Annotated in this window: 31 protein-coding genes; 18 read left to right on the forward strand and 13 right to left on the reverse strand. The window is 43.5% G+C overall.

Annotated features, from left to right (window positions below):
- Window positions 1–117 precede the first annotated feature (117 nt).
- Complete coding sequence (locus ICN28_RS03505; protein ID WP_216286246.1) at window positions 118–375, forward strand: hypothetical protein; 258 nt, start codon at window positions 118–120, stop codon at window positions 373–375.
- 166 nt (window positions 376–541) lie between these two features.
- Window positions 542–970, forward strand: a complete 429-nt coding sequence (locus tag ICN28_RS03510) for a universal stress protein (protein WP_216286248.1) — start codon at window positions 542–544, stop codon at window positions 968–970.
- Between the two features lie 93 nt (window positions 971–1,063).
- On the opposite strand, the gene plsY is transcribed toward ICN28_RS03510, so the two are convergent.
- Together plsY and xerD are read right to left on the reverse strand one after the other, a co-directional pair.
- A complete protein-coding gene (plsY, locus tag ICN28_RS03515) occupies window positions 1,064–1,675 on the reverse strand; it encodes a glycerol-3-phosphate 1-O-acyltransferase PlsY (RefSeq protein ID WP_216286250.1) in 612 nt (203 codons plus the stop codon).
- Window positions 1,676–1,677: 2 nt separating this feature from the next.
- Entirely contained in the window at window positions 1,678–2,655 is a 978-nt protein-coding gene (gene xerD, locus ICN28_RS03520) for a site-specific tyrosine recombinase XerD (protein ID WP_216286252.1), read from the reverse strand.
- Window positions 2,656–2,682: 27 nt separating this feature from the next.
- On the opposite strand from xerD, the gene ICN28_RS03525 reads away from it, so the two are divergent.
- Entirely contained in the window at window positions 2,683–3,573 is an 891-nt protein-coding gene (locus tag ICN28_RS03525; RefSeq protein WP_216286253.1) for an AEC family transporter, read from the forward strand.
- On the opposite strand, the gene murB is transcribed toward ICN28_RS03525, so the two are convergent.
- Window positions 3,570–4,598 carry a UDP-N-acetylmuramate dehydrogenase gene (murB, locus tag ICN28_RS03530; protein ID WP_216286255.1) on the reverse strand — a complete coding sequence of 343 codons (1,029 nt, stop codon included), beginning with the start codon at window positions 4,596–4,598 and terminating at the stop codon, window positions 3,570–3,572. The two genes, ICN28_RS03525 and murB, sit on opposite strands and share 4 nt — an antisense overlap.
- Before the next feature lie 49 nt (window positions 4,599–4,647).
- Here murB and ICN28_RS03535 point away from each other — a divergent pair, with 49 nt between their 5' ends.
- Window positions 4,648–5,133 carry a YajQ family cyclic di-GMP-binding protein gene (locus ICN28_RS03535; RefSeq protein ID WP_216286257.1) on the forward strand — a complete coding sequence of 162 codons (486 nt, stop codon included), beginning with the start codon at window positions 4,648–4,650 and terminating at the stop codon, window positions 5,131–5,133.
- A 91-nt stretch (window positions 5,134–5,224) separates the two neighbouring features.
- Here ICN28_RS03535 and sodB read toward each other — a convergent pair whose 3' ends face one another.
- Window positions 5,225–5,803, reverse strand: a complete 579-nt coding sequence (gene sodB, locus ICN28_RS03540) for a superoxide dismutase (RefSeq protein WP_216286259.1) — start codon at window positions 5,801–5,803, stop codon at window positions 5,225–5,227.
- A gap of 56 nt (window positions 5,804–5,859) precedes the next feature.
- Complete coding sequence (gene xseA, locus ICN28_RS03545) at window positions 5,860–7,092, reverse strand: exodeoxyribonuclease VII large subunit (protein WP_216286260.1); 1,233 nt, start codon at window positions 7,090–7,092, stop codon at window positions 5,860–5,862.
- A 285-nt stretch (window positions 7,093–7,377) separates the two neighbouring features.
- Between xseA and ICN28_RS03550 the strand changes: the two genes are divergently transcribed.
- From ICN28_RS03550 to adk, 6 genes are all read left to right on the forward strand, one after another.
- The gene (locus ICN28_RS03550) at window positions 7,378–7,992 is read left to right on the forward strand and encodes a MotA/TolQ/ExbB proton channel family protein (protein ID WP_216286261.1); all 615 of its coding nucleotides are present in this window, start codon (window positions 7,378–7,380) and stop codon (window positions 7,990–7,992) included.
- A gap of 41 nt (window positions 7,993–8,033) precedes the next feature.
- Window positions 8,034–8,495, forward strand: coding sequence for a biopolymer transporter ExbD (locus ICN28_RS03555; RefSeq protein ID WP_216286262.1), 462 nt, complete (start codon window positions 8,034–8,036; stop codon window positions 8,493–8,495).
- A 26-nt stretch (window positions 8,496–8,521) separates the two neighbouring features.
- A complete protein-coding gene (gene lpxK, locus ICN28_RS03560; RefSeq protein ID WP_216286263.1) occupies window positions 8,522–9,607 on the forward strand; it encodes a tetraacyldisaccharide 4'-kinase in 1,086 nt (361 codons plus the stop codon).
- A gap of 11 nt (window positions 9,608–9,618) precedes the next feature.
- Window positions 9,619–9,786 (forward strand): Trm112 family protein, encoded by a 168-nt coding sequence (locus ICN28_RS03565; RefSeq protein WP_216286264.1) that lies wholly within the window; start codon window positions 9,619–9,621, stop codon window positions 9,784–9,786.
- Window positions 9,786–10,535 (forward strand): 3-deoxy-manno-octulosonate cytidylyltransferase, encoded by a 750-nt coding sequence (gene kdsB, locus ICN28_RS03570; protein ID WP_216286265.1) that lies wholly within the window; start codon window positions 9,786–9,788, stop codon window positions 10,533–10,535. Before ICN28_RS03565 ends, kdsB begins: the two co-directional genes overlap by 1 nt.
- Before the next feature lie 223 nt (window positions 10,536–10,758).
- Window positions 10,759–11,424, forward strand: a complete 666-nt coding sequence (gene adk, locus ICN28_RS03575) for an adenylate kinase (RefSeq protein ID WP_216286267.1) — start codon at window positions 10,759–10,761, stop codon at window positions 11,422–11,424.
- A gap of 116 nt (window positions 11,425–11,540) precedes the next feature.
- Here adk and queC read toward each other — a convergent pair whose 3' ends face one another.
- The 8 genes from queC to ICN28_RS03615 all read right to left on the reverse strand — a co-directional run bounded on the left by queC (window position 11,541) and on the right by ICN28_RS03615 (window position 17,780).
- Window positions 11,541–12,269: a 7-cyano-7-deazaguanine synthase QueC gene (gene queC / locus ICN28_RS03580; RefSeq protein WP_255536107.1), complete on the reverse strand. Its 729-nt coding sequence runs from the start codon at window positions 12,267–12,269 to the stop codon at window positions 11,541–11,543.
- A 42-nt stretch (window positions 12,270–12,311) separates the two neighbouring features.
- Window positions 12,312–13,052 (reverse strand): tol-pal system protein YbgF, encoded by a 741-nt coding sequence (gene ybgF / locus ICN28_RS03585; RefSeq protein ID WP_216286269.1) that lies wholly within the window; start codon window positions 13,050–13,052, stop codon window positions 12,312–12,314.
- A gap of 18 nt (window positions 13,053–13,070) precedes the next feature.
- A complete protein-coding gene (pal, locus tag ICN28_RS03590) occupies window positions 13,071–13,547 on the reverse strand; it encodes a peptidoglycan-associated lipoprotein Pal (RefSeq protein ID WP_216286271.1) in 477 nt (158 codons plus the stop codon).
- Window positions 13,548–13,659: 112 nt separating this feature from the next.
- On the reverse strand, window positions 13,660–14,940 hold the full coding sequence (gene tolB / locus ICN28_RS03595) for a Tol-Pal system beta propeller repeat protein TolB (protein WP_216286273.1): 1,281 nt from the start codon (window positions 14,938–14,940) through the stop codon (window positions 13,660–13,662).
- A gap of 2 nt (window positions 14,941–14,942) precedes the next feature.
- Window positions 14,943–15,791: a cell envelope integrity protein TolA gene (gene tolA / locus ICN28_RS03600; RefSeq protein ID WP_216286275.1), complete on the reverse strand. Its 849-nt coding sequence runs from the start codon at window positions 15,789–15,791 to the stop codon at window positions 14,943–14,945.
- A complete protein-coding gene (locus ICN28_RS03605; protein ID WP_216286278.1) occupies window positions 15,788–16,210 on the reverse strand; it encodes an ExbD/TolR family protein in 423 nt (140 codons plus the stop codon). The genes tolA and ICN28_RS03605 overlap by 4 nt, the downstream gene beginning before the upstream one ends.
- Window positions 16,211–16,223: 13 nt before the next feature.
- Entirely contained in the window at window positions 16,224–16,883 is a 660-nt protein-coding gene (gene tolQ, locus ICN28_RS03610; protein ID WP_216286280.1) for a protein TolQ, read from the reverse strand.
- A 132-nt stretch (window positions 16,884–17,015) separates the two neighbouring features.
- A complete protein-coding gene (locus ICN28_RS03615; RefSeq protein ID WP_216286880.1) occupies window positions 17,016–17,780 on the reverse strand; it encodes an SDR family oxidoreductase in 765 nt (254 codons plus the stop codon).
- 106 nt (window positions 17,781–17,886) lie between these two features.
- On the opposite strand from ICN28_RS03615, the gene glyA reads away from it, so the two are divergent.
- The 8 genes from glyA to ICN28_RS03655 all read left to right on the forward strand — a co-directional run bounded on the left by glyA (window position 17,887) and on the right by ICN28_RS03655 (window position 23,602).
- Entirely contained in the window at window positions 17,887–19,134 is a 1,248-nt protein-coding gene (gene glyA, locus ICN28_RS03620; RefSeq protein WP_216286282.1) for a serine hydroxymethyltransferase, read from the forward strand.
- A 28-nt stretch (window positions 19,135–19,162) separates the two neighbouring features.
- The gene (gene nrdR / locus ICN28_RS03625; protein WP_216286285.1) at window positions 19,163–19,609 is read left to right on the forward strand and encodes a transcriptional regulator NrdR; all 447 of its coding nucleotides are present in this window, start codon (window positions 19,163–19,165) and stop codon (window positions 19,607–19,609) included.
- Window positions 19,610–19,833: 224 nt separating this feature from the next.
- The gene (locus ICN28_RS03630; protein WP_216286287.1) at window positions 19,834–20,061 is read left to right on the forward strand and encodes a prepilin-type N-terminal cleavage/methylation domain-containing protein; all 228 of its coding nucleotides are present in this window, start codon (window positions 19,834–19,836) and stop codon (window positions 20,059–20,061) included.
- 53 nt (window positions 20,062–20,114) lie between these two features.
- Window positions 20,115–20,693: a hypothetical protein gene (locus ICN28_RS03635; protein ID WP_216286289.1), complete on the forward strand. Its 579-nt coding sequence runs from the start codon at window positions 20,115–20,117 to the stop codon at window positions 20,691–20,693.
- Window positions 20,680–21,150 (forward strand): hypothetical protein, encoded by a 471-nt coding sequence (locus ICN28_RS03640; protein ID WP_216286291.1) that lies wholly within the window; start codon window positions 20,680–20,682, stop codon window positions 21,148–21,150. The genes ICN28_RS03635 and ICN28_RS03640 overlap by 14 nt, the downstream gene beginning before the upstream one ends.
- Window position 21,151: 1 nt before the next feature.
- A complete protein-coding gene (locus ICN28_RS03645; RefSeq protein ID WP_216286293.1) occupies window positions 21,152–21,742 on the forward strand; it encodes a Tfp pilus assembly protein FimT/FimU in 591 nt (196 codons plus the stop codon).
- Window positions 21,743–21,761: 19 nt separating this feature from the next.
- Window positions 21,762–22,910 carry a bifunctional diaminohydroxyphosphoribosylaminopyrimidine deaminase/5-amino-6-(5-phosphoribosylamino)uracil reductase RibD gene (gene ribD / locus ICN28_RS03650; RefSeq protein ID WP_216286295.1) on the forward strand — a complete coding sequence of 383 codons (1,149 nt, stop codon included), beginning with the start codon at window positions 21,762–21,764 and terminating at the stop codon, window positions 22,908–22,910.
- A 65-nt stretch (window positions 22,911–22,975) separates the two neighbouring features.
- The gene (locus tag ICN28_RS03655; RefSeq protein WP_216286297.1) at window positions 22,976–23,602 is read left to right on the forward strand and encodes a riboflavin synthase; all 627 of its coding nucleotides are present in this window, start codon (window positions 22,976–22,978) and stop codon (window positions 23,600–23,602) included.
- Window positions 23,603–23,673: the final 71 nt, after the last annotated feature.

Consider the following 23,673-nt stretch of genomic DNA (forward strand, 5'->3'; position numbering starts at 1 on the left):
GTAATATTTAATTTACATAAATTAACGAGATAGGCAAATATTATCGAGATTAATCAAAAGCTTCATGCTTATATCTCTTATCTTAAACATGAAACTGCTGTTAACGAAAGTTACGGTTTGGACTTATTTCAAATAAAAATCCTCAACGCGATCCTTTTTGCGGAAGAAAAAAAACAACAAATTTGCGTATCTGATCTCCTTGCCATGTCAGATATTGCATCACCAGCAACCGTGCATGCCGCACTCAAAAAGTTAACTTCTAAAAACTTGCTAATGTTTGAGACGATCCCAGACAATCGATCAAAATTTATCAAACTCACCCAAGAGGGGCAAGAGCGCTTTACAACGCTTAGCAACTCACTCAAAAAAATTTAAATAACTAAAGTAGTTCAATAACTTTAGTTGTAAAAACAAGCAAATGCCAATTAGCTTGAAAGCCATTAACTCATGCCAAGCTCAGCAACAAATAAGCCAAAAATCTAAGTCAGTATTAAATATGGCTTAATATATAAAAGTAAGATTAAAAAATTAGGGAGATAACATGAAGGTTTTAGCATCAATTGATGGTTCAAAGCACAGCGTAAAAGCGGTTGACTACCTTATTAAAAATGCTGATATGTTTTCAGCCAAGGGTTCTGGCTTAGTTCTACTTCACGTAGAAGCTGATGTCATTCCACCAGAAGTTACTCAATATATCCCTAAAAAAACGATCAATGAATGGTACGCAGATCAAGGCAAAAAAGCTGTCAAAGCAGCGATTGCAAAATTAGACAAAGCGAAGATTCCATACAAACTGATTCAAAAAATAGGTCCTGTTGCGGATACGATTCTTGAAGAAGCTAAGACTTCTAAATCTGACATGATCGTGATGGGATCTCATGGTCATGGCTCATTAATGAGCTTGGTAATGGGCTCCATTACAACCCAGGTTCTATCTCAAGCGAAGCAACCTGTATTGATTATCAAATAAGGTTTTTTTAGTTATTCAAAAGCCGCTAGCTGAGCAATTCAGTTAGCGGCTTTTTAGTTTTAGAACTTCGCTTAGAAAACAGTGTTACCTCGCTTACTTCTTAGCGCCTAACCGCCCCTCAGTGCCATTCAGTAATTTCTGAATATTGCCTTGATGACGCCAAATCAAAAGAGCACTCATCGCCGCAATGGCCAAAGCCATCGGCTGAAAACCAAATAAAAACACAAAATAAACCGGGGCAAATAGAGCAGTAATCAAAGCTGCCAATGATGAATAGCGCATAAAGAAAGCCACAATGAGCCACGTAGATAAAGCGGCTAAGCCCAACCAAGCACTGATACCCAATAAGATACCCAATGCAGTTGCCACGCCTTTACCACCTTTAAATCTATGGAATACTGGAAATAAATGACCTAAAAATGCTGCTACAGCAACAGTCGGTAAGACCCAAGAATCCACATCCACACCAATCAGCGCCCTAGCTAGAAATATCGCCAGATAACCTTTTAAAGCATCGCCAACTAGGGTTAGAACGGCGGCCAACTTATTACCTGTTCGCAACACATTGGTAGCACCAGGATTACCCGATCCATAGGAATGGGGATCCGGCAAGCGCATCGCCTTACTCACCACCACCGCAAAGGAAATCGATCCAATGAAGTAAGAAGCCAAAATTAATAAAAAGTAAAAAACTGACTGAGTCATAGTTAAGCTCTAGGGTGATGTTGTTGATGAATATTTTTTAAACGCTCGCGTGCCACATGGGTATAAATTTGAGTGGTGGATATGTCTGCATGTCCTAATAATAATTGAACCACTCTTAAATCCGCACCATGATTTAAGAGGTGTGTTGCAAATGCATGTCGCAAAGTATGGGGAGATAAGGGCACCAGAATATTGGCCAAAGTGGCATATCGTTTAATGATGTGCCAAAAAGCTTGGCGCGTCATACCTTCTCCAGTATGTCTCGCTAAAAATAAAGCCTGACTGCTTTTGGGCTTACCTTTGATATCCAGTAACCGAGGGCGCGCTTCATCAAGGTACTTTTGGATCCAATCGGCCGCCTCACCACCAAAAGGCACCAAACGTTCTTTGCCGCCCTTGCCACTCACAATGCGAACAACGCCCTCATTCAAGCCCACTTCAATGGTTTTGAGGTTGACGATTTCTGAAACACGCAAACCACTGGCATACATCAACTCGAGCATCGTGCGATCTCTCAAACCCAAGGGTGTCTCAATATCGGGTGCAGCCAATAAATCCTCTACCTGAGACTCACTCAAAGTCTTGGGAAACCTTGGTGCCTGCTTGGCAGCTCTTAAATTTAAGCAAGGGTCATTTTTAATGAAATGTTTTCGGATACCTAATCGATAAAACCGTTTCAATACCGTTAAACGACGATTAGCCGTTGTGGCTTTATCAGCTCTTCGATAAGCCATATACGCCATGACATCAGCAGCATCCACATCGTAAATACCTTTTTGAGATTCAAGATCCAACCAGCGTGCGAACAAAAGCAGATCACGCCGATACGCCGAAAGGCTGTTTTTAGAGAGCCCATCCTCTAGCCAACAGGTGTCGCAAAATGTATCGATGGCTTCTTGACTAGCTATCAATGTTCTACTGACCGACTGAACAGTCAGATCATCATTATTTGTGCCAAGAATTGTTTTTTTGACTACCATTGAGCTTTCATTCTAAAAGAGACCCCAGTGAATCCCGCATTTTTATTACTTCCTGATTTTCTACTGATTTTGCTGGGATTCCTACTAGTTCGTTATTCAGCCCTTCATAAAGATATTTGGACAGCCGCTGAGAAGTTAGTTTATTACCTTCTATTCCCTGCTCTGTTATTTCACTCCATTAACAAAACCAATTTTGACTGGGCGGGAACGTCTGACATGCTTTTGGTTGCAGTCATAGCTTTTCTCTCTGCGATGGTTTTAGGCTACGCCTCCAAATGGCTATTCAAACCCAGTGACCTCAGTTTTTCATCGGGGTTCCAAACATCCTTTCGCTTCAACTCTTACATTGCCTTTGCTGCAGCAGGTCGTCTCGCTGGAGAGGAAGGCGTGGCACTGATGGCCATCATTAGTGGATGCCTCGTACCTTTTGCTAACGCCACCTCAGTTTGGGCTCTAGCCAAACATTCTGAAACACATATCTTTAAAGAAATTATTAAAAATCCTTTAATTATTGCTACCGTTCTCGGCTTAACAACCAATCTACTCGGATTGACGATGCCAGAGTACTTGGCAATGAGTTTGCAGCGCTTAGGTTCAGCATCCATTGCGTTAGGTCTACTGAGTGTGGGTGCAGGGCTGATGTGGGTTAAGAGCAAAAAAGATGGCGCTCTAATCACTTACTGGACCTTTATCAAACTAATCGTTTGCCCAGCCATTGCTCTAACCGTTGGACGCTACTTTGAGTTACCGCCAGCGCAGTTAACCAATGTTGTTTTATTTGCAGCCCTTCCAACCGCAACTAGCGCTTATGTTTTAGCCAATCGCATGAAAGGCGATGGTGCTTTGGTTGCTGTTTGCATTTCCGTGATGACACTACTGGCGGCTTTGACGCTACCTTTTTGGCTCAACGTGATTTAAGCGAATAGGACGGGCTCAATTGAGAGCTGCACGCCAAAAGTATCAAAAACTTTAGTTTGGATCTGTTGCGCCAAAGCCAATAACTCGGAACCTGTTCCGCCACCGTGATGAACCAAGACCAAAGCTTGCTTCTCATAAACACCAACGTGCCCGCTTCGGTAGCCTTTAAAACCGCATTGATCGATCAACCAGCCAGCCGCTAACTTCCAATCACTGCTAGAAGAATTAGCGGGGTAGGCGACCAAATGAGGAAAGCGCTCTTTCAACAATTGATACTGTTGCGATGGAACGATCGGGTTATGAAAGAAGCTTCCAGAGTTCCCTAAGATTTTAGGGTTCGGCAATTTAGCAGAGCGTATCTCACAAACTTTATTAAAAATATCTTTTGGGGTAATTTTTTCTTTTTTCTGAATCTGTTCAGAAAAAGCTTTAGCCAATTCCGCATAGGTTAAATTGGGTTGCCAATGCTTTGGCAATTTAAAACAAACCGAACTCACGATATAACGATTGGGATCATTTTTAAAAACGCTGTGACGATAAGCAAACTGACACTCAGCAGCGCTAAATTGAACCCATTCATTTCTTTGGGCATCAAAGGCTGTCAAACTATCCATTACCTCAGATAATTCCAACCCATAAGCTCCAATATTTTGAATAGGGGATGCCCCAACCGTTCCAGGAATCAAAGCCAGGTTCTCTAGACCACCGTAACCTTGGTCGACTGTCCAGGTAACAAACTCATGCCAATCCTCTCCTGCCATCGCCTCAAGCAAAACATGTGTATCGGTTGACTCCAACAAGCGGCGCCCTTTGATTTGCATGAGTCCGGTGTAACCAAGGAGATTAGTCGCCAAGACCAAATTGCTACCACCCCCCAATACCTGCCATGGAGCCTTTTGTTGCTGGGCTTTTTCAACGAACAACGGAATATCACTCACCTCTGTTAAATAGGCTAAATGATCCGCAAAAACATCAAATCCAAAGGTGTTGTGTGCACGCAATGTAGCGCGTAAATCGATCTTCATGCCACAATCTTAACTGTGATTAACTTGATTTTAGATTTTTAGGTGAAATATGCCCTCATTTGACGTTGTATGCGAACCGGACATGATTGAAGTAAAAAATGCTCTGGAACAATCGAATAAAGAAATTTCAACTCGTTTTGACTTTAAAGGTTCGGATGCTCGCATCGAACAAAAAGGGGAAGAGTTGATGTTATTTGGTGATGACGACTTTAAGTTAAGACAAGTCAAAGATGTACTTCTCAATAAACTTGCGAAGCGCAGCGTGGACGTTCGTTTCTTAAAAGATGGCAAGCTAGAAAAAATCTCCGGTGACAAGTTAAAACAAATCATCGAAGTTCAAAAAGGCATCAATACTGAACTTGCTAAAAAGATTGTGCGCATCATTAAAGACAGCAAAATCAAAGTTCAAGCTAGCATACAAGGTGACGCTGTGCGTGTGACTGGTGGCAAGCGCGATGACCTTCAAGAAGTAATGGCCATGCTTCGCAAAGATGTTGAAGAAGCGCCACTAGGATTTAATAACTTTAGAGATTAATACGTCGACGTTATAAGACGTCTTAAAAGTGAACCCTAAGAAAGAAAAAGGCCTCTCAACATGAGAGGCCTTTTGCATACTAGAGAACTAATTAAGCAAAGTTCTTTGCAACAAATTCCCAATTCACCAAATTCCAGAATGCCTCAACATACTTAGGGCGCGCATTGCGATAGTCAACATAGTAAGCATGCTCCCACACGTCACAAGTCAATAAAGGCTTTGCATCTGTTGTCAACGGTGTTGCTGCATTGCTTGTAGAAACCAAATCCAATGAACCGTCCGCTTTTTTAACCAACCATGCCCAGCCTGAACCAAATGTTCCAACCGCACACTTTGTAAATTCTTCTTTGAATTTATCAAATGAACCAAACTTAGCATTAATTGCATCAGCCAATGGGCCTGTTGGAGCACCACCGCCGTTAGGTGTTAAGCCCATCCAGTAGAAAGTGTGATTCCAAACTTGAGCTGAGTTATTGAAAATACCTGCTGAAGATTTTTTAACAATATCTTCTAAGCTCATGTTTTCAAATTCAGTACCCTTGATCAAGTTATTCAAGTTAGTAGCATAAGTTTGATGATGTTTACCGTAATGAAACTCTAAAGTTTCTTTAGAAATATGAGGTGCTAACGCATCTAAGGCGTAAGGCAATTGTGGCAACGTGTGTTCCATGAAGATCTCCTAGTTAATCTCAATCATTAATTACAAAAATTACGTTATCGGTCATTCTATTCGCTTGAAGCATTTTTTGCTAAAGAGTCCACTTTTGCCAATTCCACTTGGCGACCACCTTGAGCCAAATGAACCTCCAACAATTTCCCTGCTTTCAATGCTCCTGGATCCCTCAGAGCCTGACCCTCAGCATCCAAAAGCACGGCATAACCTCGATCCAGCGTTCGCTGAGGATTTAATAGCTCTAAATGAGAATTCCAGCTCAGGTGCTGTTGTTGGTAGACATTGACTCTGACTTGCCATGCTTGATCCAAGCGCGCCTTTAGCTGCTCGGCTTTCTCTCTCATACGATCTGGATTGGGTAAGGCATGGGATAAGCGCAAGGACAACTGGTCTAAACGCTGGGCTTCTCGATCCAAGCGCTGTGTGACGCGAACCGTCATACGTTGCGCTAGAACTTCTAAATCTTGTAAAAGTGCCTGACGATCAGGCGTCGCTAATTCCGCAGCACCGGTTGGTGTGGGCGCCCTTAAATCAGCTACAAAGTCTGCAATGGTGAAATCCGTCTCATGCCCTACCCCTGAAACAAGAGGAACAGGTGCTTGAGCAATCACTCTAGCAAGTGACTCATCATTAAATGCCCATAAGTCTTCAATACTGCCACCACCTCTAACCAATAGGATCACTTCCACCTCACCTCGATTGGCAGCCTCATAGGCAGCCTCTAAAGCGTTTTTAATCGCTGGGGGTGCATCCACCCCTTGGACCAAGGTTGGATAGATCGTGACCGGTATATGAGGCGCCCTACGACCAAGCGTTGTGAGAACATCCTTCAACGCTGCAGCTTGTGCTGAAGTCACCACCGCGATCCCTTTGGGATGCTTGGGTAAGGAGCGCTTCTTGGATTCATCAAACAAACCTTCAGCACTTAGCTTTTCTTTGAGCTTTAAAAAAGCCTCATACAAACCACCTTGGCCTGCACGGCGCAACATGCCCACATTAAGCTGTAAGTCACCTCTAGGTACATACATCCCGACGTTAGCAGCCACTTCCACCAAATCGCCCTCTTTAGGCAAAAACCCCACCTGGGCATTGCGCCCACGGAACATCACGCAACGGATTTGCCCTTCAGCATCCTTTAAAGAGAAATACCAATGGCCGCTGTCATAGGCTTTGAAGTTAGAAATCTCCCCTCGAACCCAGACATTACCGATATGTCTGTCCAAGACATCAGCAATGGTGCGGTTGAGATCGCCTACTCCAATAATCTCTCGTGTTATTTCTGTCATTTTTAAGGGCTTATTTTGTATTTATAAGGGTCTTCGGTTAATAACTATCCACAGGCTCAATCAAGATCAAGAAAATTTCAGGTTAACTTCCCGAGAACCCAATTAACAATCGATAAGTATTTGAATTTTAATAATATTTTTTAAATTAAGTGACGTTACTATTTTATCGCCAACGAAGAATCAATGGTTTAGAACATATGTTAAATAAAGTTTTTCACATAGTTATCCACAAGCTTGATAGGCGTTTTACAGATACCTCGTTAGGCTTCGTTTACAGTATAGGATATGTATGACATATTAATTGCTGCTGGCTGGCCTGTATGGCCTCTTTTAATCACTTCTATCGCGGGTTTAGCCATTCTGATAGAGCGGGCTTGGTTTTTACAAGCCAAACGTATCACTCCACCCCATCTTCTTGAGGGGGCCATTCAATTAGCCAACTCCAAGGCAGTCAATGCGGTGAATGCTGCTGAAACAACCCAAGCCTTGGCTGATGCAGCACCTTTAGGACAAATCTTAGCAGCAGCTATCGTGGAGAAAGCTCAAGGTTCAGGTGAAGAGAAAATCATGGCCTCCATGCAAGAAGCCGCTATCAGCGTCAATTTGCTACTAGAGCGATACATGGGAGCTCTCGCTACGATTGCCACGATTGCTCCACTATTAGGTTTGTTTGGTACGGTCGTGGGCATGATTGAGATTTTCGGTAGCCAGCAAGGTGGCAGTACCAATCCTCAGCAACTAGCCCATGGTATTTCAATTGCTTTGTACAACACAGCCTTTGGTCTTCTAATTGCCATACCAGCCTACACAGGATGGCGAGCTTTAAAAGCGATGGCTGAAAAACGACAATATGAGTGTGATGTTGCAGCTAAAAAGTTGCTGCGTCATTTGCTTGCTTGATCACAAAGTTATTAACGAACTAAGCCGATCACATCATCACCATGCTATTTAAAAGCACCTCCAACAAAAGTATTTTTGCATCTTCAGTATCGGGCGCTCAAACAAGCGCCCCAGAAATTAATCTCATCCCATTTATTGATGTGCTGTTAGTGATCTTGATATTTCTAATGATCTCAACCACTTTTACTCGCTACCAAGAGTTATCCATCACATTGCCTAATGCAGAAGGTGCGATCTCCAAAGGACAGGCCAAAGATATCTCTGTTGCCATTACCTCTGATAGCCGAATTGCTGTTAATGGTAAAAGAGTCAAAAACGAAAACCTGACTCAAGTTTTAAGTGCTCTTAATCCACACTCAAATAGCTCCGACGAGAAAACACCCGCTGTTACTATTGCAGCAGATGGCAAAGCAAGCCACCAATCTGTGATGCTCGTGATGGAAGCCGCCAGAAATGCTGGTTTACCTCATGTTGTATTTGCTACACAATCATTGTCCAAATAATTAACTGATAAAGCCCATCCATCATCATGCGCCAAGCACCTCAATTCTGGGAAAAACGTGGAGTCATTGCCAAGCTGCTATGGCCTCTCTCCATCGTTTTTGGAGGCTTGAGTTTAATCAGAAGATCTCTTTACGAATTAAGTATTTTAAAAAGCAAAGCTTTAGATGTCCCTGTCATCATCGTTGGCAATATACGCGTTGGCGGCACTGGTAAAACACCCACTGTATTAGCCTTAGCAAAAGCACTTCAAGCCAAGGGATTTCATCCGGGCATTATTTCCAGAGGATATAAGGGGCAACATCAGGATGTACAAGAAGTAAGTTCTGCATCATCACCCAAAGACTTGGGTGATGAGCCTTGTTACATGGCGCAACAGTTAAGTCATCTCAAGGTTCCGGTTTTTGTGCATCGCTCGCGGACAAAAACGGCCGAAGCTTTATTAGAAGCTTACCCAGAAGTTAATGTGATCATCAGCGATGATGGTCTTCAACACTATGCTTTAAAACGCTGGCCTGCCAGAGAAGGCGGGCGCGATATAGAGTTGGTTGTTCGGGATGCGCGCGGTGAAGGCAATGGCTATTTATTACCAGCTGGTCCTTTAAGAGAATCCACTAATCGCCCTCGTGACTTTACGTTAAGTATCGGCGCACAGAGTTCCATCCATTCAAAAATGGATGCTCAGTTAGATGCACAAGCACCCTATATCGCTGATGCGCCCAACTTTTGTGTAGCAATTGACATTCAGGCTGCTTATCAGCTGAATCACCCCACACACCAGAAAAGCTTAACGGAATTAAGCTCTTCTGATGACTTAAAAATAGTAGCTGCAGCTGGTTTGGGTAACCCCCAAAAGTTCTTTGACTTGCTGAGCGCCCATCAGTTGGTATTCGAAGCAATGCCACTGCCAGATCACTATGATTTTTCGAGCAACCCCTTTCAGTCATCCAAAGCAGACATGATTCTCATTACAGAGAAGGATGCCGTAAAATGCTCGCAATTAGATGAATACAAAGACGATGCTCGCATTTGGGTATTACCAATTGAAATTGAATTGCCAAAAGATTTAATCGATATGGTTATTGAAGTCATTCAAAGACCTCAACCGATATAAAGGTATAAAAAATGGACAAGCGCTTACTTGATATTTTGGTCTGCCCTATTTGCAAGTCACCTTTGCAACATGATTCAGAAACCAATGAACTGATTTGCAAAGCGGATCAATTGGCTTTTCCAATCAAAGATGGCATTCCGGTTATGTTAGTGGTTGAAGCTAGAAATTTAAACGCTTGATGCCCACTTCTTTCATTGCCATTATTCCAGCGCGACTAGCATCTACGCGCCTCCCCAATAAGCCATTGGCCGATATTGCAGGGAAACCCATGGTGGTTCGTGTTGCTGAGAGAGCACTGCTGTCAGGTGCATCAAAAGTAGTCGTGGCGGTCGATGATCAACAGATTTTTGATGCTTGCCAAAGCCATGGCTTAGATGTGATGCTCACCAGCAATCAACACCCAACAGGTACCGATAGACTTAGCGAAGTCGCTACTCGCTTAAATTTAAGTGACAACGATATTGTGGTCAATGTGCAAGGGGATGAACCTTTGATACCCGGAGAACTCATTACTCAGGTGGCTCAAACATTAGCGGATCATCCAGAAGCGGATATTGCAACAGCTGCTTTGGCGATCCATGATGCATCTGAAGTGACAAACCCCAATGTGGTGAAAGTAGTCATGTCTCAAAGCGGTCAAGCGCTTTATTTTTCGAGATCCCCAATCCCTTTTAATCGGGATCCACAGAAGTATCAAGCACAACACTACCGTCATATTGGCATGTATGCTTACAAGGCTCGTTTTTTAAAAGAATTTTCTAAACTTGCTCCAGCGCCCATTGAGGAAGCTGAATCTTTAGAGCAATTACGAGCGATGTGGCATGGCTTTACGATCCAAGTTCTCGTGACCGATGCTGCGCCTCCCCCGGGAGTCGATACAGCTGAAGATCTAGAAAGAGTTAGAGATATCTTCAGAGCTAATGATTAAAACAGCCCTCTGATAGTAAATAGGCCTAAGTAACCTCTTATTTATTAAAAGCTCAGGGAAATCCCGAACTTTAAAAATTGGCTTTCGAGTCATTTAATGGGAAAATCAGGAGCTCGAAGACAACAGTCAGTATGCTGTCAAACAAACAGCCTAAGCTTGTTATTTTTATACAATTTGCGAGTTGCAAGTTGATGGACGATATTTTTATTAAAGGGAGTTAACCATGCGATTGATCCTATTAGGCGCGCCAGGTGCCGGTAAAGGAACGCAGGCTAAATTTATTTGTGAGAAATACGCTATTCCACAAATCTCTACAGGCGATATGCTTCGTGCCGCTGTAAAAGCAGGAACACCTTTGGGTATTGAAGCTAAAAAAGTGATGGACTCAGGCGGCTTAGTTTCCGATGACATCATTATTGGTCTTGTCAAAGATCGCTTAACTCAGCCAGATTGCGCCAAAGGTTATTTATTCGATGGTTTTCCACGCACCATTCCTCAGGCTCAAGCCATGAAAGATGCTGGTGTTGCCATTGATTACGTTTTAGAAATTGATGTACCGTTCAGCGCGATCATTGATCGCATGAGTGGTCGTCGTGTTCACGTGGCCTCGGGCCGCACTTATCACGTTAGTTTTAACCCACCTAAAGTGGCTGGCAAAGATGATGAAACTGGTGAAGATTTAATCCAGCGTGAAGACGACAAAGAAGAAACGGTTAAGAAACGTCTTGATGTGTATGACGCTCAAACTCGCCCATTGGTGGAATACTATTCATCATGGTCAAAGAATGGCGATCCAAGTGCGAAAGTACCAGCTCCAGCCTACCGTAAGGTTGAGGGCACTGGCGCAGTGGATACCATCACAACGAGCGTTTTTGCAGCGCTAAAGTAAGCTGTAAAAAGTCTCAGAGTCTTGGCTGCAAGGATCCGCAGCCAAAAAAGAAAAAGCCTTAGTAAAAAACTAAGGCTTTTTTAATTGAGTCCCAATAAAACAAGACTCCAAGTCAATCACACATAGAGGGTCGGATCATCAACTCCCGCAGCAGCAAACCCCTCCTGTCGTAAACGACAAGACTCGCATTGACCACAAGCCAAGCCTTCAGTAGTAGCCTGGTAACAAGAAACTGTTTGAGCGAAATCTACCCCCAAACTTTTACCCAATTGAATGATTTCAGCTTTACTCATTTTCACAATCGGCGCATGAACCCGAAAGCGTGTTTCATCCTCATGAGATTCAACCCCCACTTTGGTAGCTAAATTAGCCATTGCTTCAAAAGATTCCACGTACTCGGGTCTGCAATCAGGATAACCTGAGTAATCAACGGCGTTAGCCCCAAAGAAAATATCATGGCCACCTAAAGCCTCAGCCCAGCCTAAAGCCACAGAAAGCATGATGGTGTTGCGAGCAGGCACATAAGTAATAGGGATTTCATCTTGTAAACCAGGTGATGTTGGAACAGCATACGCATCATCCGTTAAGGCAGAACCACCTACAAAACGTCGTAAATCCAAATCAATGATTTCATGACGAACCGCACCCAAAGCATCTGCCACACGGACAGCAGCTTCCAATTCGGAGGAGTGCCGCTGACCGTATCGAAACGACAAAGCGTAGGGGGCGTAGCCTAAAGTTTTTGCCAAAGCTAGAACAGTCGCCGAATCCAAACCACCAGACAGTAGAACCACTGCTGGGGCATGATCTCTCCTGGCTCGCATGGTTGAGATATCTATGGACATAAGATTAATTGCTTGAGGAGCTCTTGAAATTTATAGGTCGTATTACTTCAAACGCTTAAGAGCTTGCTTGGCTAATTCAGCGGCCTCACTCTCAGGATGCTTCGCAATCAATGACTCTAGTGTTTTTTTACCCGCCGGCTTTTGACCTGATTCCACTTGGCTATTAGCCAAAGTTAATAAGGCATCCGGTGTACGGATGTGCAATGGGTAGCGCTTAACCAATGACTGCAAAGTGGCAATGGCAGACTTATAGTCTTTTTGACCATACTCCGAACTACCCAACCAAAACTGGGCCAAGGGCCAATAAGGGCTTGATGGGTATTTTTTTGTAAAGGCACTAAATCCTGCGTCGGACTTCTTAAGGTTGCCATCCTGGAAAGCTTTTAAAGCAGCGTCATAAGCTTCTTTTTCGCCAGGTAATACTTTGCCTTGAACACCCTCAATTTCCAACACTTGAGGCTCAAAGCTTTTTAAACGATTATTTAGATCACCATAAAAACTTTTTTGTTGGGCTAGTAACTCTTCCACTTGTTTCTCAAGTAGATCCGCTCGTCCCTTAAGCTTAGCGTTATCTTCGGTCAACTCATCCAGTTGACCTTGCATTTGAACTTGGGATTTTTGGCTATTCCCAAGCTGAGAACGAAGCTCAAGTATGGCTCGGCGAGCTTCAGCATCCTCCAGAAAAGCATAAGCTGGAGTGGCCAAGCTAGCAGACGCAACAAAAACAACAGCGGCCAAGGCCGCTGTTGTTTTGTGCAAATAATGATTGATCTTCATTTGCATATTTTCTAAGTTAAAGAATTAATAAGCAATATCAGCACGACGGTTTTCTGTCCATGCAGCTTCGTTGCTACCTTGCGCTTTAGGCTTCTCTTTACCAAAGCTCACTGCTTCGATTTGTGAATCTGAAACACCTAATAAAGTTAAAGATTTACGAACAGCCTCTGAACGACGTTGACCCAAAGCCAAGTTATATTCAGTTGTGCCACGCTCATCTGTATTACCTTGAACTTTGATCTTACGATCTTTGTTTGCTTTTAAATAATTAGCGTGCGCTTGCAAAGTTGCTTGATATTCAGCTTTAACGGCATAGCTATCAAAGTCAAAGTAAACGCTGCGATTGAATAATGGGCTCTTAGGATCGTTCCATGGTTGTGCGCTGTAATCAACACCACCCGCACTACCCACGTCATCCAATTTCACACCAGATGCACACGCTGTCAATAATGCTACTGACAACAACAAAGTTGCTCTACGAGCGAAAGAAAATTGATTCATAAAAACCTCACATTAATTAATATAAAAAATATTTAGATAAAAGCTAAGCCTCAAAAGACTAAGCTTTTATTGAATTCAAGCCATATCGTAACAAATTCAGATTACAAACGTATTAATCCATAAATGGGCCCCAGGCAGGCTCCCGAATATCAGAGCCAGGAAGACTCAAAACCTGTTTATTTTTACCATCGATGGAAACCGCCATTAAGACCGGTTTACCACCAGATCTTGCTGCAAAAAGGATGTATCGTCCATTAGCCGCAAAGGTAGGAGTCTCATCACGATTACCGTCACTGAGAGGCAATACATCCCCAGTGGTTAAATCTTGCAAATGAAGGCGATAGGCTCCCCCGACTCGGGCAATATAGGCCATATTTTTGCCATCCGGCGATAAACGAGGGCTGGTCACGAAACCATGTTTAAAAGTCATACGCTGGGCACCACCATCCGTCTCACCATTAATCGACATCCGATAAATCTGAGGGCTACCACTACGATCACTCGTGAAATAGATGAACTTACCATCAGGTGACCACTGTGGTTCGGTATCAATAGCTCTTCCACGAGTTAATCGAGTTAATCCTGTGCCGTTAGCATTGATTTTATAAATTTGAGTGTTACCATCTTTCGACAAGGCTAAAGCCAAATAGCGACCATCCACAGACCAGGATGGCGCACTATTGTTACCTTTTTGATCGGATAAAACTGTTCGACGGCCAGTAGCTAATTCATGCACGTAAATCACAGGCTTACGAGACTCAAAAGAAACGTAAGCCACCTTTTTGCCATCCGGTGACCATGAAGGAGAAATAATTGGCTCATTACTAGCTAATGCTGGTTTAGCATTTTCACCATCGGAGTCAGAAATCACTAAGCGATGACTCTTACCTGAACGAATCACATAAGATAAGCGCGTGGAAAAGATGCCTCGCTCACCCAAAAGTTTTTGAATGATGTCATCTGCAACTTTATGACCTGCCAAGCGTAATTCATCTGCGCTCACCGTCACCACAAGACCACCTAGACTCTCATTTTTTCTAATGTCAAATAAGCGATAGCGAATCTCAAAACGACCATCTGGTGTGCGAGTCACTGTTCCGGTTGCTAGAGCATCTGCACCGCGCGCTTTCCATGACGTGTAATCAGGATTAGCATCCCAACCCATCTCGGCAGAACCAGACTCAACATGACGCATTGCTCCGCTTCTAGCTAGATTGGAGCGCACCACATCAGTCACCTTTAATGGCAGTTGGTTCTCGCCGACAAAACGCATAACTGCGATCGGAAACAATGATTGACCAACTCCATAACCCTCAACCGTCAACTGAGCTTTAACTTGAGTAGATAATCCAAAACTTAATGTAGCTATTAAAAGTAGAAGCCGTAGTTTCATAATTATTTCAAATCCTGTGGGGTGTAATTCAAATTAATATAGCGATCTGGTATCTTGCCAGATTCGTCTTTTGGCATTTTGCCAAGTATATCCAGCGCACTCATTACTGCTTTATCCCATGTCACATCACCACTACTTTTAGCTATTTCTTTAGAAATGATAGTTCCATCTGGGGCTAGTGATAATTTTATTGAAACTTTTATGGCTTTACTTTGGTCTCCAGACCAGTTAATAAGAGGCGTTAAGACTTTAACAACTCGATCTCTGTAACTAGGTTTGGCATTACCACCGCCACCTACGCCGTCTCCTACAACTCCACCGCGACCACCAGCAGCACCCTCTTTGCCTGCTGCTGAGCGAAGACGAGCCATTGAATCGGCTCTTGCCTTATCTTGAGCTAAAGCTTCTTTTCGCTCTGCTTCAGACTTGGCCTTATCTTGAGCTTTCTTTTTATCTTCTTTTAATTTAGCTTCTTTTAGCTTGGCCTGCTTTTCTTCTTCGGCCTTTAATTTCTTTAACTCTTTCGGGTCAACTTTTTTAGTTTCTTTAGCAAGCTCTTTTTTGGGGTCTGGCTTTTTCTCTGTTTCTTTTTTCTTCTTCATAGCAATGTCTGCTTTTTCATCAGCATCCATTTTTTGCTCAACGGCTTGAGAAACACTTTTAACTACCGGTACATCGTCCCAAATCTCTGCTTCCAATCCTGCGGGGGTTTGACTTTTCCAATTCAAACCAACTGTTAAAAATGCAATTAACAATAAGTGCATTCCAAAAGCCCACAAGAAAGCTTTACCAGTTCCAGGCTCCCTCTGGAATCGATCACGAGCAGATAGATGAAGTGCCGCAGCGCTCAATTACTTTTCACCGCCAAACCAACACGTTTAACGCCATTCTCTTTGAGGCGAGCCATCACATCCATCACCACTTCATATTTGATAGATTTATCAGCAGCAATTACCATCGGCTCATCAGGAGCTAGTTCGGAACGCTCACGTGCAAATGCACCTAATTCTTGTCGAGATAAAGTCTTATCGGCTCGACCTTCACTTTTCACAAGAATGACTTCTTCTGCAGAAATATTAATCAGCACAGGTGGAAGGGGTTGAACTTGCGCACCACCCACTGTTGGCAAACTCACAACACCCGGGTTAACCATTGGCGTTGTAACCATAAAAATTACCAGCAACACCAACATCACATCAATGTAGGGAACCACATTGATGTCTGCCATTGCTCGGCGACCGCGACCGGACTTTCTAGAGATACTTGCCATGATCAGCGACCCCTTATGAACGAGCTTGCTGTTGACGTTGAAGAATGTTGGAGAACTCTTCGATGAATGTTTCAAAACGAATCGATAAACGATCAATATCAGCCGCATTACGGTTGTAAGCGACTACCGCAGGAATCGCAGCAAATAAACCAATCGCTGTAGCAACCAATGCTTCTGCAATACCAGGTGCCACACTAGCTAAAGTAGCCTGTTGTACGTTTGCTAGACCTCGGAAAGAATTCATAATGCCCCAAACGGTTCCAAACAAACCAATGTAGGGAGAAACTGAACCCACAGATGCCAAGAATGGTAGGTTAGCTTCCAGGGCATCCATCTCACGCTGGTAAGCTGCTTTCATGGCACGACGTGCACCATCAATTTCACGTCCTTTTAAGAACTCTTGCATGCCTGATTCAAAAATACGCTCTAAGCATGCTGCTTGCTCTTTGTTACGCATAGCACCTTGTAGCAAAGTATTGAGATCACCACCGGACCAAAAGTCTCTCTCAAAGCGCTCAGTATCTTGACGCACGGCTTTAAGTGCCATGCCTTTTCTAAAAATAATCGTCCATGATGCAACTGACAGACTGAGTAATAACAACATCACTAGTTGCACCAGGATGCTGGCATTCAACACTAATGACAAAATTGATAAATCTTGAGTCGCATGCATAGAAATGATTTTCCGTAGAAATTGTTAAATGTTGGTGACGAGCGCTATTTTAAAAAGGTTTTAAATCCGTTGGGTATCTCTTCAATCATGGAGCAGTTAAATAAATCACTTACCTGCTCATGACTTTCAGAATTACTTGGTTTCGCGATGAACGGCTAAAGGTCCCGCTGCTTGGCAAGCCGGCATCATCTCAATCACATTGATATTGACATGCGCTGGCAAAGTTGAGGCCCAATAAACAGACTCAGCAATATCGGTTGCTGTTAATGCCTGAACACCGTCATAGACCTTAGCGGCTTTTTCATCGTCACCTTTAAAGCGTACATTTGAAAACTCCGTACCAGAGCACAAACCAGGAGAAATATCTGTAACGCGTACAGGCGTGCCTAACAAGTCTGACTTCAAGTTCAAACTGAACTGGCGCACAAAGGCCTTCGTACCACCGTAAACGTTGCCACCTGGATACGGGTAACGACCAGCAATAGAGCCTAAATTAAATACATGACCACGACCACGCTCGACCATACCCGGCAAGAAAGCGCGAGTCATGTACATCAAACCCTTAATATTGGTATCAACCATTCTTTCCCAATCATCCAAAGCCACCCGGTGAGCTGGCTCAAGACCGAGCGCCAAACCAGCGTTATTTACCAAAACATTCACATTAGCAAAAGCAGCAGGCAATTGGGCTGGAAGCGCAAAAACGGCATCTTTATCAGTTACATCAAGGATGGTGGTGTGCAAACGGGCTTGCTGATCAGCAGGTAATGAGGCTTTAAGAGCTTCTAAGCGATCTTGACGACGGCCAGCGGCTACAACTTGATGACCTTCGGCCAAGTATCTTTTGGCAATAGCCTGGCCAAAACCAGCAGTTGCTCCGGTTACTAAAACTGTCAATTGAGTCATTTATGGTCTCCTTCTGTGTTTTTTTGTATCATTTAGGTCTACAGAGTTTAGCGTAAGCTAGCCCCGAATTAGTTGATCCTCATAGAAAGCCCCAAACATGTTCAAACGCAGTCAAACATTGGCCCTATCTGATCCCGCATTATGGGATGCCATTCAAGCAGAAAACAAGCGTCAAGAAGACCATATTGAGCTCATCGCCTCTGAAAACTATACGTCTCCAGCGGTTTTGGAGGCTCAAGGCTCTCAATTAACCAATAAATATGCTGAAGGCTACCCAGGTAAGCGTTATTACGGTGGCTGCGAATTCGTGGATGTTGCTGAACAATTAGCCATTGATCGCCTCAAACAGATCTATGGCGCAGATGCGGCCAACGTACAACCCCATTGTGGCGCTTCTGCAAATGAAGCTGTTTTCTTGGCATTTTTAAAGCCTGGTGACACGATTTTGGGTATGAGCTTGGCTGAAGGTGGTCACTTAACCCACGGTATGGCTCTTAATATGAGCGGTAAGTGGTTTAATGCGATTGCTTATGGCTTAAATGAAAAAGAAGAGATCGATTACGACGCCATGGAGCGTTTAGCTCGTGAGCACAAACCTAAACTCATCATCGCCGGTGCCTCTGCTTACTCACTGCACATCGACTTTGAGCGCTTTGCCAAAATAGCCAAAGAAGTCGGCGCTATCTTTATGGTGGACATGGCTCACTACTCTGGTTTGATTGCCGCTGGTCTTTACCCAAACCCAGTACCGCACGCTGATATCGTGACATCCACAACGCATAAGAGCTTGCGTGGCCCACGTGGCGGCATCATTTTGATGAAAGCCGAACACGAAAAAGCCATCAACTCAGCTATTTTCCCAGGCTTACAAGGTGGTCCTTTGATGCATGTGATTGCCGCTAAAGCAGTTGCCTTTAAAGAAGCGCTGGAGCCAAGCTTCAAAGCTTATCAACAGCAAGTGTTAATCAATGCGGATGCAATGGCCAAAACATTGATTCAACGCGGTTTACGCATTGTTTCTTCACGTACCCAGTCTCACGTGATGCTAGTCGATCTTCGCGCCAAGAAAATTACCGGCAAAGAAGCTGAGCGTGTTTTAGGTGAAGCACACATCACATGTAACAAAAATGCGATCCCTAACGATCCTGAAAAACCATTTGTCACCAGCGGTATCCGTTTAGGCTCACCAGCTATGACAACACGCGGCTTCAAAGAAGCTGAGGCGATTCAGGTCGCAAACTGGATTGCGGATGTTTTAGACAACCCGAACGATGCAGCTAATATCGCCAAGGTTCGTGAACAAGTATCTGCTCTAACCAAGCGCTTCCCTGTTTATAGCAACTAATAGCTTACTAAGCTCGATCGGAAACTAGATGCATTGTCCCTTCTGCAAACACTCAGATACGCAGGTTTTAGATACCCGTGTATCTGAGGAAGGTGACGTCATCAAACGTCGTCGTCGCTGTGAAAAATGTGACAAACGTTTCACAACCTACGAGCGCCCGGAACTAGCGCTTCCTGCCATTGTTAAAAAGAATGGTAGCCGCGTGGAATACAACCGCAACAAAATCGTTGATTCAATGGGCATCGCTTTGCGTAAGCGCCCTGTTTCTGCTGAAGCAGTTGAAGAAGGTATCCGCAACATTGAAGAACGTCTTCAAGCCACTGGCGAAAAAGAAATTGCTAGCGACCGCGTAGGCGAACTGGTGATGCGCGAACTCAAGCGCTTGGATAAAGTTGCTTATATCCGCTTTGCCTCAGTCTATAAGAGCTTTGCTGACATTGAGTCATTTGAAAGCGCGTTGAAAGAGCTGAAGTAAAAATACTTTTAGTTTCTGAGTCCAAAATTTAGAGCTTGGATTGGCATCACGCCCCTTCGATAAGAAACCAACATATGGATTCTTTCTTGCTTTGGAAAAATCATAAGAATTACGCATTAAATTAATTTAATCATGGCGATTATTTTTCAGTACTAAGAATTTTCTCACACGAATATCTGAATATCCTGATTTCTCCAAAAAGAATTCACAGCGATTATATGTAGATGCCTTATCTACAACTCCCCCACCCAAATCGATCTTCTGGATTCTCCTTCATTGAAATATTGGTCACCTTAGCTTTATTAAGCGGGTCTTATCTCATGATTTTTTCTGGGCATCAATGGATTGTGGCGACAGCCGCCAAACAAGAGCGTGAGCTCAAAGAGCTTTTAAAGCTGAGTGATCAGCATGAATTAGAAATGGCCATTTTGTATGCCGAGGCGGCAGAATGAGTCTGCTTGAGCTAATGGTTTCCTCACTGATTAGTAGCAGCCTGGTTCTAACGATGAGCCAAAGTAGCATCCAAATTTATCAAGCCTTTCAAAAACAACAGAGCATGAGCTTATTGCAAGCCGAAGGATTGCAAGCATTGCAAATGATGGGCAAAGCCATTCATGAAGCTCAGGTTACTAAAAGTACTTCCGGTTTTAGGATGATGGCAAAAGATAGCGCCCACATGAGCAACACCAAAACGGCCAACTTTCAAGTACGTAAAGGGGCTGCAAGCATGGATGGTTCAGATGCTTTTTATACCCAGAACAACTCTACAGATCAAAGCTATCAAGCCTTCTTTGTGCAACAACAAGGCCATCACCAGCAACGTGACGGCGTTCTTTATTGGCAAATAAAAAATAAAAAAGGAGCTCTACAAAATGACGCATTAATCGGTCATGTCCAATCACTTCAAATACAGGTCGGCATACCTCATCATAATCAATTGCAATGGTATGAGCCCTACGAGATTCAAGAACGCGCATCTAAAAATCATGCGCACTGGAAACAAGTTAAAGCAATCAAGCTTCACTTAAAACTTAAAAAGAAACAGCATCAACTTGAACTAGAAAAAATTTATGCCTTACGTTAAAGAACAATTTAATTTTCAAAATCAGAATGGTTACGTTCTGTCATTGGCTTTATCACTGATTCTTTTAACCAGTATCGCCAGCGCTTCGGCCATCCACACGGCTAGCACTCAGATAATGTCATTGGGTAGCGAGAAGCAATACCTACAAGCCTTTCAGGCAACCGAAGTTCAATTGGTTAGCATTGAGAAATTATTACAAGCTGGAGTTGATCCATCATCCATCTTTACCACTATGTCACATATAGAGATTGAACCATTCAAGCCAAAATACTTCAGGTCCAAATCAGGCACTCTGAGTCAGCATTACAAAATTAAAGCGTTTAGTCCTGCGGGCAACTGGAAATCATTTCAGATTCAAACAACGATTCGCATTGATGAAATCACCCAATCTATTAAAAATAAACCTGCCAAAAAAGTACGAGTATTACAACGCCTCAGTTGGGAGATGCCATCTTAAGATGAGGCCATCTATCAAAATAGGTAATGGCTTCACCTTGATGGAAGTGTTGGTTTGCTTAGTCATTATTGGGTTGGCAACAGGTTTTGGGAGCACTCTTCTAAATCGACAGATAGCTGAACTGCAGTTAAGTCGCGTCACTCACGCCTTTATTCAAGATGCACAACTGAGTCGCCAATACTCACGAGCTAAAAATGTTGAAATCACCATGAGCCCCATTCAATCGAATGATTGGGGTCATGGCTGGCACATTCAAGAAAATTATTTTGGCAAGAATCATGGTATCGCACCTACTTTTTTAAAAACCTATTCTTTAAAAGCCACTCAATTAAGCGGCCTGATAAAGATTCCAGAGCAACTTATCAAACCTAGTCAGCAATTTACCGACATGAGCGCACCCCATAAAACCCGGCATCTCACCTTCCAAAATGGGCAGATGGCGTTACTGAGAAACGGTGGATTTGTGGCTAACCGAATTATTTGGCAACATACCCAATACCCAGACCTCATCCGGCACCTCATCTTAGGTCCAGGAGGTCGTTGGCGCATTTGTCATCCAAAAGAGGATAATCAAGCTTGTTTATCGAATTAATAGCTTAAATATAGCCCTTATGTACAGTACTCTGGACCTTGAATATATGAATATCGCCTTGGCTGAAGCCAAGAAGTCATTATTCATGAGCAACCCCAACCCAAGGGTCGGCTGCGTGATTGTCAAAGAAGGACAAATCATTGGCCGTGGCTTTACTCAAGTTGTGGGCGGCGATCACGCCGAGATTGTGGCCCTTAAGGATGCGCAACAAAAAGGATTCGATGTATCAGGCGCCAGCGCGTATGTCACCCTAGAGCCATGCTGCCATCATGGGAGAACACCACCCTGCACAGATAGCCTTATCCAAGCGAAGATCAAACAAATTTTTGTGGCCATGCAAGACCCTAATCCCCTCGTTGCTGGTAAGGGACTTGAACGACTCCGCCAAGAAGGTATGGAGGTACGTTGCGGTTTATTAGAAAAAGAAGCCCAAGAACTCAATATTGGCTTTGTCAAACGAATGACCGAAGGAAAACCTTGGGTACGCCTTAAAATTGCTACCAGCTTAGACGGTAAGACGGCCCTCCTTAATGGCACTAGCCAATGGATTACAAGCCCTGAAGCAAGACTCGATGGTCATCACTGGCGCGCACAAGCGTGTTGCATTCTGACGGGCATTGGCACAGTCAAAGAAGATAACCCTCAACTCAATGTGAGAGATGTGCCCACATCACGTCAACCTGTACGCGTATTGATAGATTCATTTTTAGAGGTGCCGCTAGAAGCCAAAATTCTTGATGAGACACTCGGTGGTCATACGATTGTGATTTGCGGCCATGTTGATTCTGCCCATTTTGAAAAAACAAAAAAGATACTTTCTGATAAAAATGTCACAGTCATTCAACTGCCGGATCAATCGGCCGGTAGCAAAGGCAAAGTTGATCTACCAGCTGTTTTTAAGTATTTAGCCGAAAAATTACATTTCAATGAAGTGCATGTTGAAGCGGGCTTTAAGCTCAATGGCTCTCTTATTCGCGAGTCTTGTGTCGATGAGTTATTAATTTACATGGCGCCCCGTTTAATTGGGGAAGGCTTAGGTATCGCAAACCTATCCGAGTTGCAATCGTTGGATCAAACCAATGATTGGAACCTGCAAGAACATATCAGCGTTGGTCATGATTTACGCTTGCGCTTGTATAAAAATAATTTAGCCCGCGAATCAATTTAATTAATAAGGTGCAGTGAGTTGCTGCGAAACTTTGTCATTAACTATCAAAGAAATTTAAAAAGCCTATGTTTACTGGAATCATTCAAGCTGTTGGAAAAATAGAAACTGTTGAAAAATTAGGTGATGGCTACCGTTTAAAAATTAAAGCGGGCGGCCTAGATATGTCCGATGTCCAACTAGGGGACAGCATCGCTCTTCAAGGAGCATGTATGACTGTTGTGGAAATGAGCCCCACCCACTTCTCGATTGATATTTCTGCAGAATCCCTCGATAAAACAACCGGATTGAGTGAGCCAGGTTTTGTTAATCTAGAAAAAGCCCTTCGTTTTAATGATCGTCTTGGGGGGCACCTCGTTAGCGGCCACGTGGATGGTATGGGTGAGGTGATCGTATTTGAGCAGGTAGCCACTCTAAATAAAAATGATCAAGGTTCTTGGCATTTAGTGATCAAGGCGCCACTATCTTTAGGCAAATATTTAGCTTACAAAGGCTCGATTGTTGTTAACGGCACTTCGTTAACCGTCAACCAAATTGAAGATGTTGAAGATGGCTGCCTGATGCACATTAACTTGATACCGCATACCCTGGAAAATACAACCCTACAGTATCTAAAGGCTGGAGCCAGTGTCAATTTAGAGGTTGATTTAATTGCTCGCTACGTTGAGCGCATGTTGAGCTCTCCCAAATCATAAGCATCTAAACAACCTTGCATTTCTAGCTTTAAAGGCTTAATTTTTAAAAAGCCCCGTGAGACTCGAAAAAA

Source organism: Polynucleobacter sp. 30F-ANTBAC (assembly GCF_018882385.1).
In the GTDB taxonomy this organism is placed as follows: Bacteria; Pseudomonadota; Gammaproteobacteria; order Burkholderiales; family Burkholderiaceae; genus Polynucleobacter.

What these genes read in the sequence shown, in the direction of transcription:
- ICN28_RS03510 (WP_216286248.1), top strand. Translation starts at nt 542, where the DNA reads ATGAAGGTTTTAGCATCAATTGATGGTTCAAAGCACAGCGTAAAAGCG.
- plsY (WP_216286250.1), bottom strand. Translation starts at nt 1,675, where the DNA reads ATGACTCAGTCAGTTTTTTACTTTTTATTAATTTTGGCTTCTTACTTC.
- xerD (WP_216286252.1), bottom strand. Translation starts at nt 2,655, where the DNA reads ATGGTAGTCAAAAAAACAATTCTTGGCACAAATAATGATGATCTGACT.
- murB (WP_216286255.1), bottom strand. Translation starts at nt 4,598, where the DNA reads ATGAAGATCGATTTACGCGCTACATTGCGTGCACACAACACCTTTGGA.
- ICN28_RS03535 (WP_216286257.1), top strand. Translation starts at nt 4,648, where the DNA reads ATGCCCTCATTTGACGTTGTATGCGAACCGGACATGATTGAAGTAAAA.
- sodB (WP_216286259.1), bottom strand. Translation starts at nt 5,803, where the DNA reads ATGGAACACACGTTGCCACAATTGCCTTACGCCTTAGATGCGTTAGCA.
- xseA (WP_216286260.1), bottom strand. Translation starts at nt 7,092, where the DNA reads ATGACAGAAATAACACGAGAGATTATTGGAGTAGGCGATCTCAACCGC.
- ICN28_RS03550 (WP_216286261.1), top strand. Translation starts at nt 7,378, where the DNA reads ATGTATGACATATTAATTGCTGCTGGCTGGCCTGTATGGCCTCTTTTA.
- ICN28_RS03555 (WP_216286262.1), top strand. Translation starts at nt 8,034, where the DNA reads ATGCTATTTAAAAGCACCTCCAACAAAAGTATTTTTGCATCTTCAGTA.
- lpxK (WP_216286263.1), top strand. Translation starts at nt 8,522, where the DNA reads ATGCGCCAAGCACCTCAATTCTGGGAAAAACGTGGAGTCATTGCCAAG.
- ICN28_RS03565 (WP_216286264.1), top strand. Translation starts at nt 9,619, where the DNA reads ATGGACAAGCGCTTACTTGATATTTTGGTCTGCCCTATTTGCAAGTCA.
- kdsB (WP_216286265.1), top strand. Translation starts at nt 9,786, where the DNA reads ATGCCCACTTCTTTCATTGCCATTATTCCAGCGCGACTAGCATCTACG.
- adk (WP_216286267.1), top strand. Translation starts at nt 10,759, where the DNA reads ATGCGATTGATCCTATTAGGCGCGCCAGGTGCCGGTAAAGGAACGCAG.
- queC (WP_255536107.1), bottom strand. Translation starts at nt 12,269, where the DNA reads ATGTCCATAGATATCTCAACCATGCGAGCCAGGAGAGATCATGCCCCA.
- ybgF (WP_216286269.1), bottom strand. Translation starts at nt 13,052, where the DNA reads ATGCAAATGAAGATCAATCATTATTTGCACAAAACAACAGCGGCCTTG.
- pal (WP_216286271.1), bottom strand. Translation starts at nt 13,547, where the DNA reads ATGAATCAATTTTCTTTCGCTCGTAGAGCAACTTTGTTGTTGTCAGTA.
- tolB (WP_216286273.1), bottom strand. Translation starts at nt 14,940, where the DNA reads ATGAAACTACGGCTTCTACTTTTAATAGCTACATTAAGTTTTGGATTA.
- ICN28_RS03605 (WP_216286278.1), bottom strand. Translation starts at nt 16,210, where the DNA reads ATGGCAAGTATCTCTAGAAAGTCCGGTCGCGGTCGCCGAGCAATGGCA.
- tolQ (WP_216286280.1), bottom strand. Translation starts at nt 16,883, where the DNA reads ATGCATGCGACTCAAGATTTATCAATTTTGTCATTAGTGTTGAATGCC.
- glyA (WP_216286282.1), top strand. Translation starts at nt 17,887, where the DNA reads ATGTTCAAACGCAGTCAAACATTGGCCCTATCTGATCCCGCATTATGG.
- nrdR (WP_216286285.1), top strand. Translation starts at nt 19,163, where the DNA reads ATGCATTGTCCCTTCTGCAAACACTCAGATACGCAGGTTTTAGATACC.
- ICN28_RS03630 (WP_216286287.1), top strand. Translation starts at nt 19,834, where the DNA reads ATGCCTTATCTACAACTCCCCCACCCAAATCGATCTTCTGGATTCTCC.
- ICN28_RS03635 (WP_216286289.1), top strand. Translation starts at nt 20,115, where the DNA reads ATGAGCCAAAGTAGCATCCAAATTTATCAAGCCTTTCAAAAACAACAG.
- ICN28_RS03640 (WP_216286291.1), top strand. Translation starts at nt 20,680, where the DNA reads ATGCCTTACGTTAAAGAACAATTTAATTTTCAAAATCAGAATGGTTAC.
- ICN28_RS03645 (WP_216286293.1), top strand. Translation starts at nt 21,152, where the DNA reads ATGAGGCCATCTATCAAAATAGGTAATGGCTTCACCTTGATGGAAGTG.
- ribD (WP_216286295.1), top strand. Translation starts at nt 21,762, where the DNA reads ATGTACAGTACTCTGGACCTTGAATATATGAATATCGCCTTGGCTGAA.
- ICN28_RS03655 (WP_216286297.1), top strand. Translation starts at nt 22,976, where the DNA reads ATGTTTACTGGAATCATTCAAGCTGTTGGAAAAATAGAAACTGTTGAA.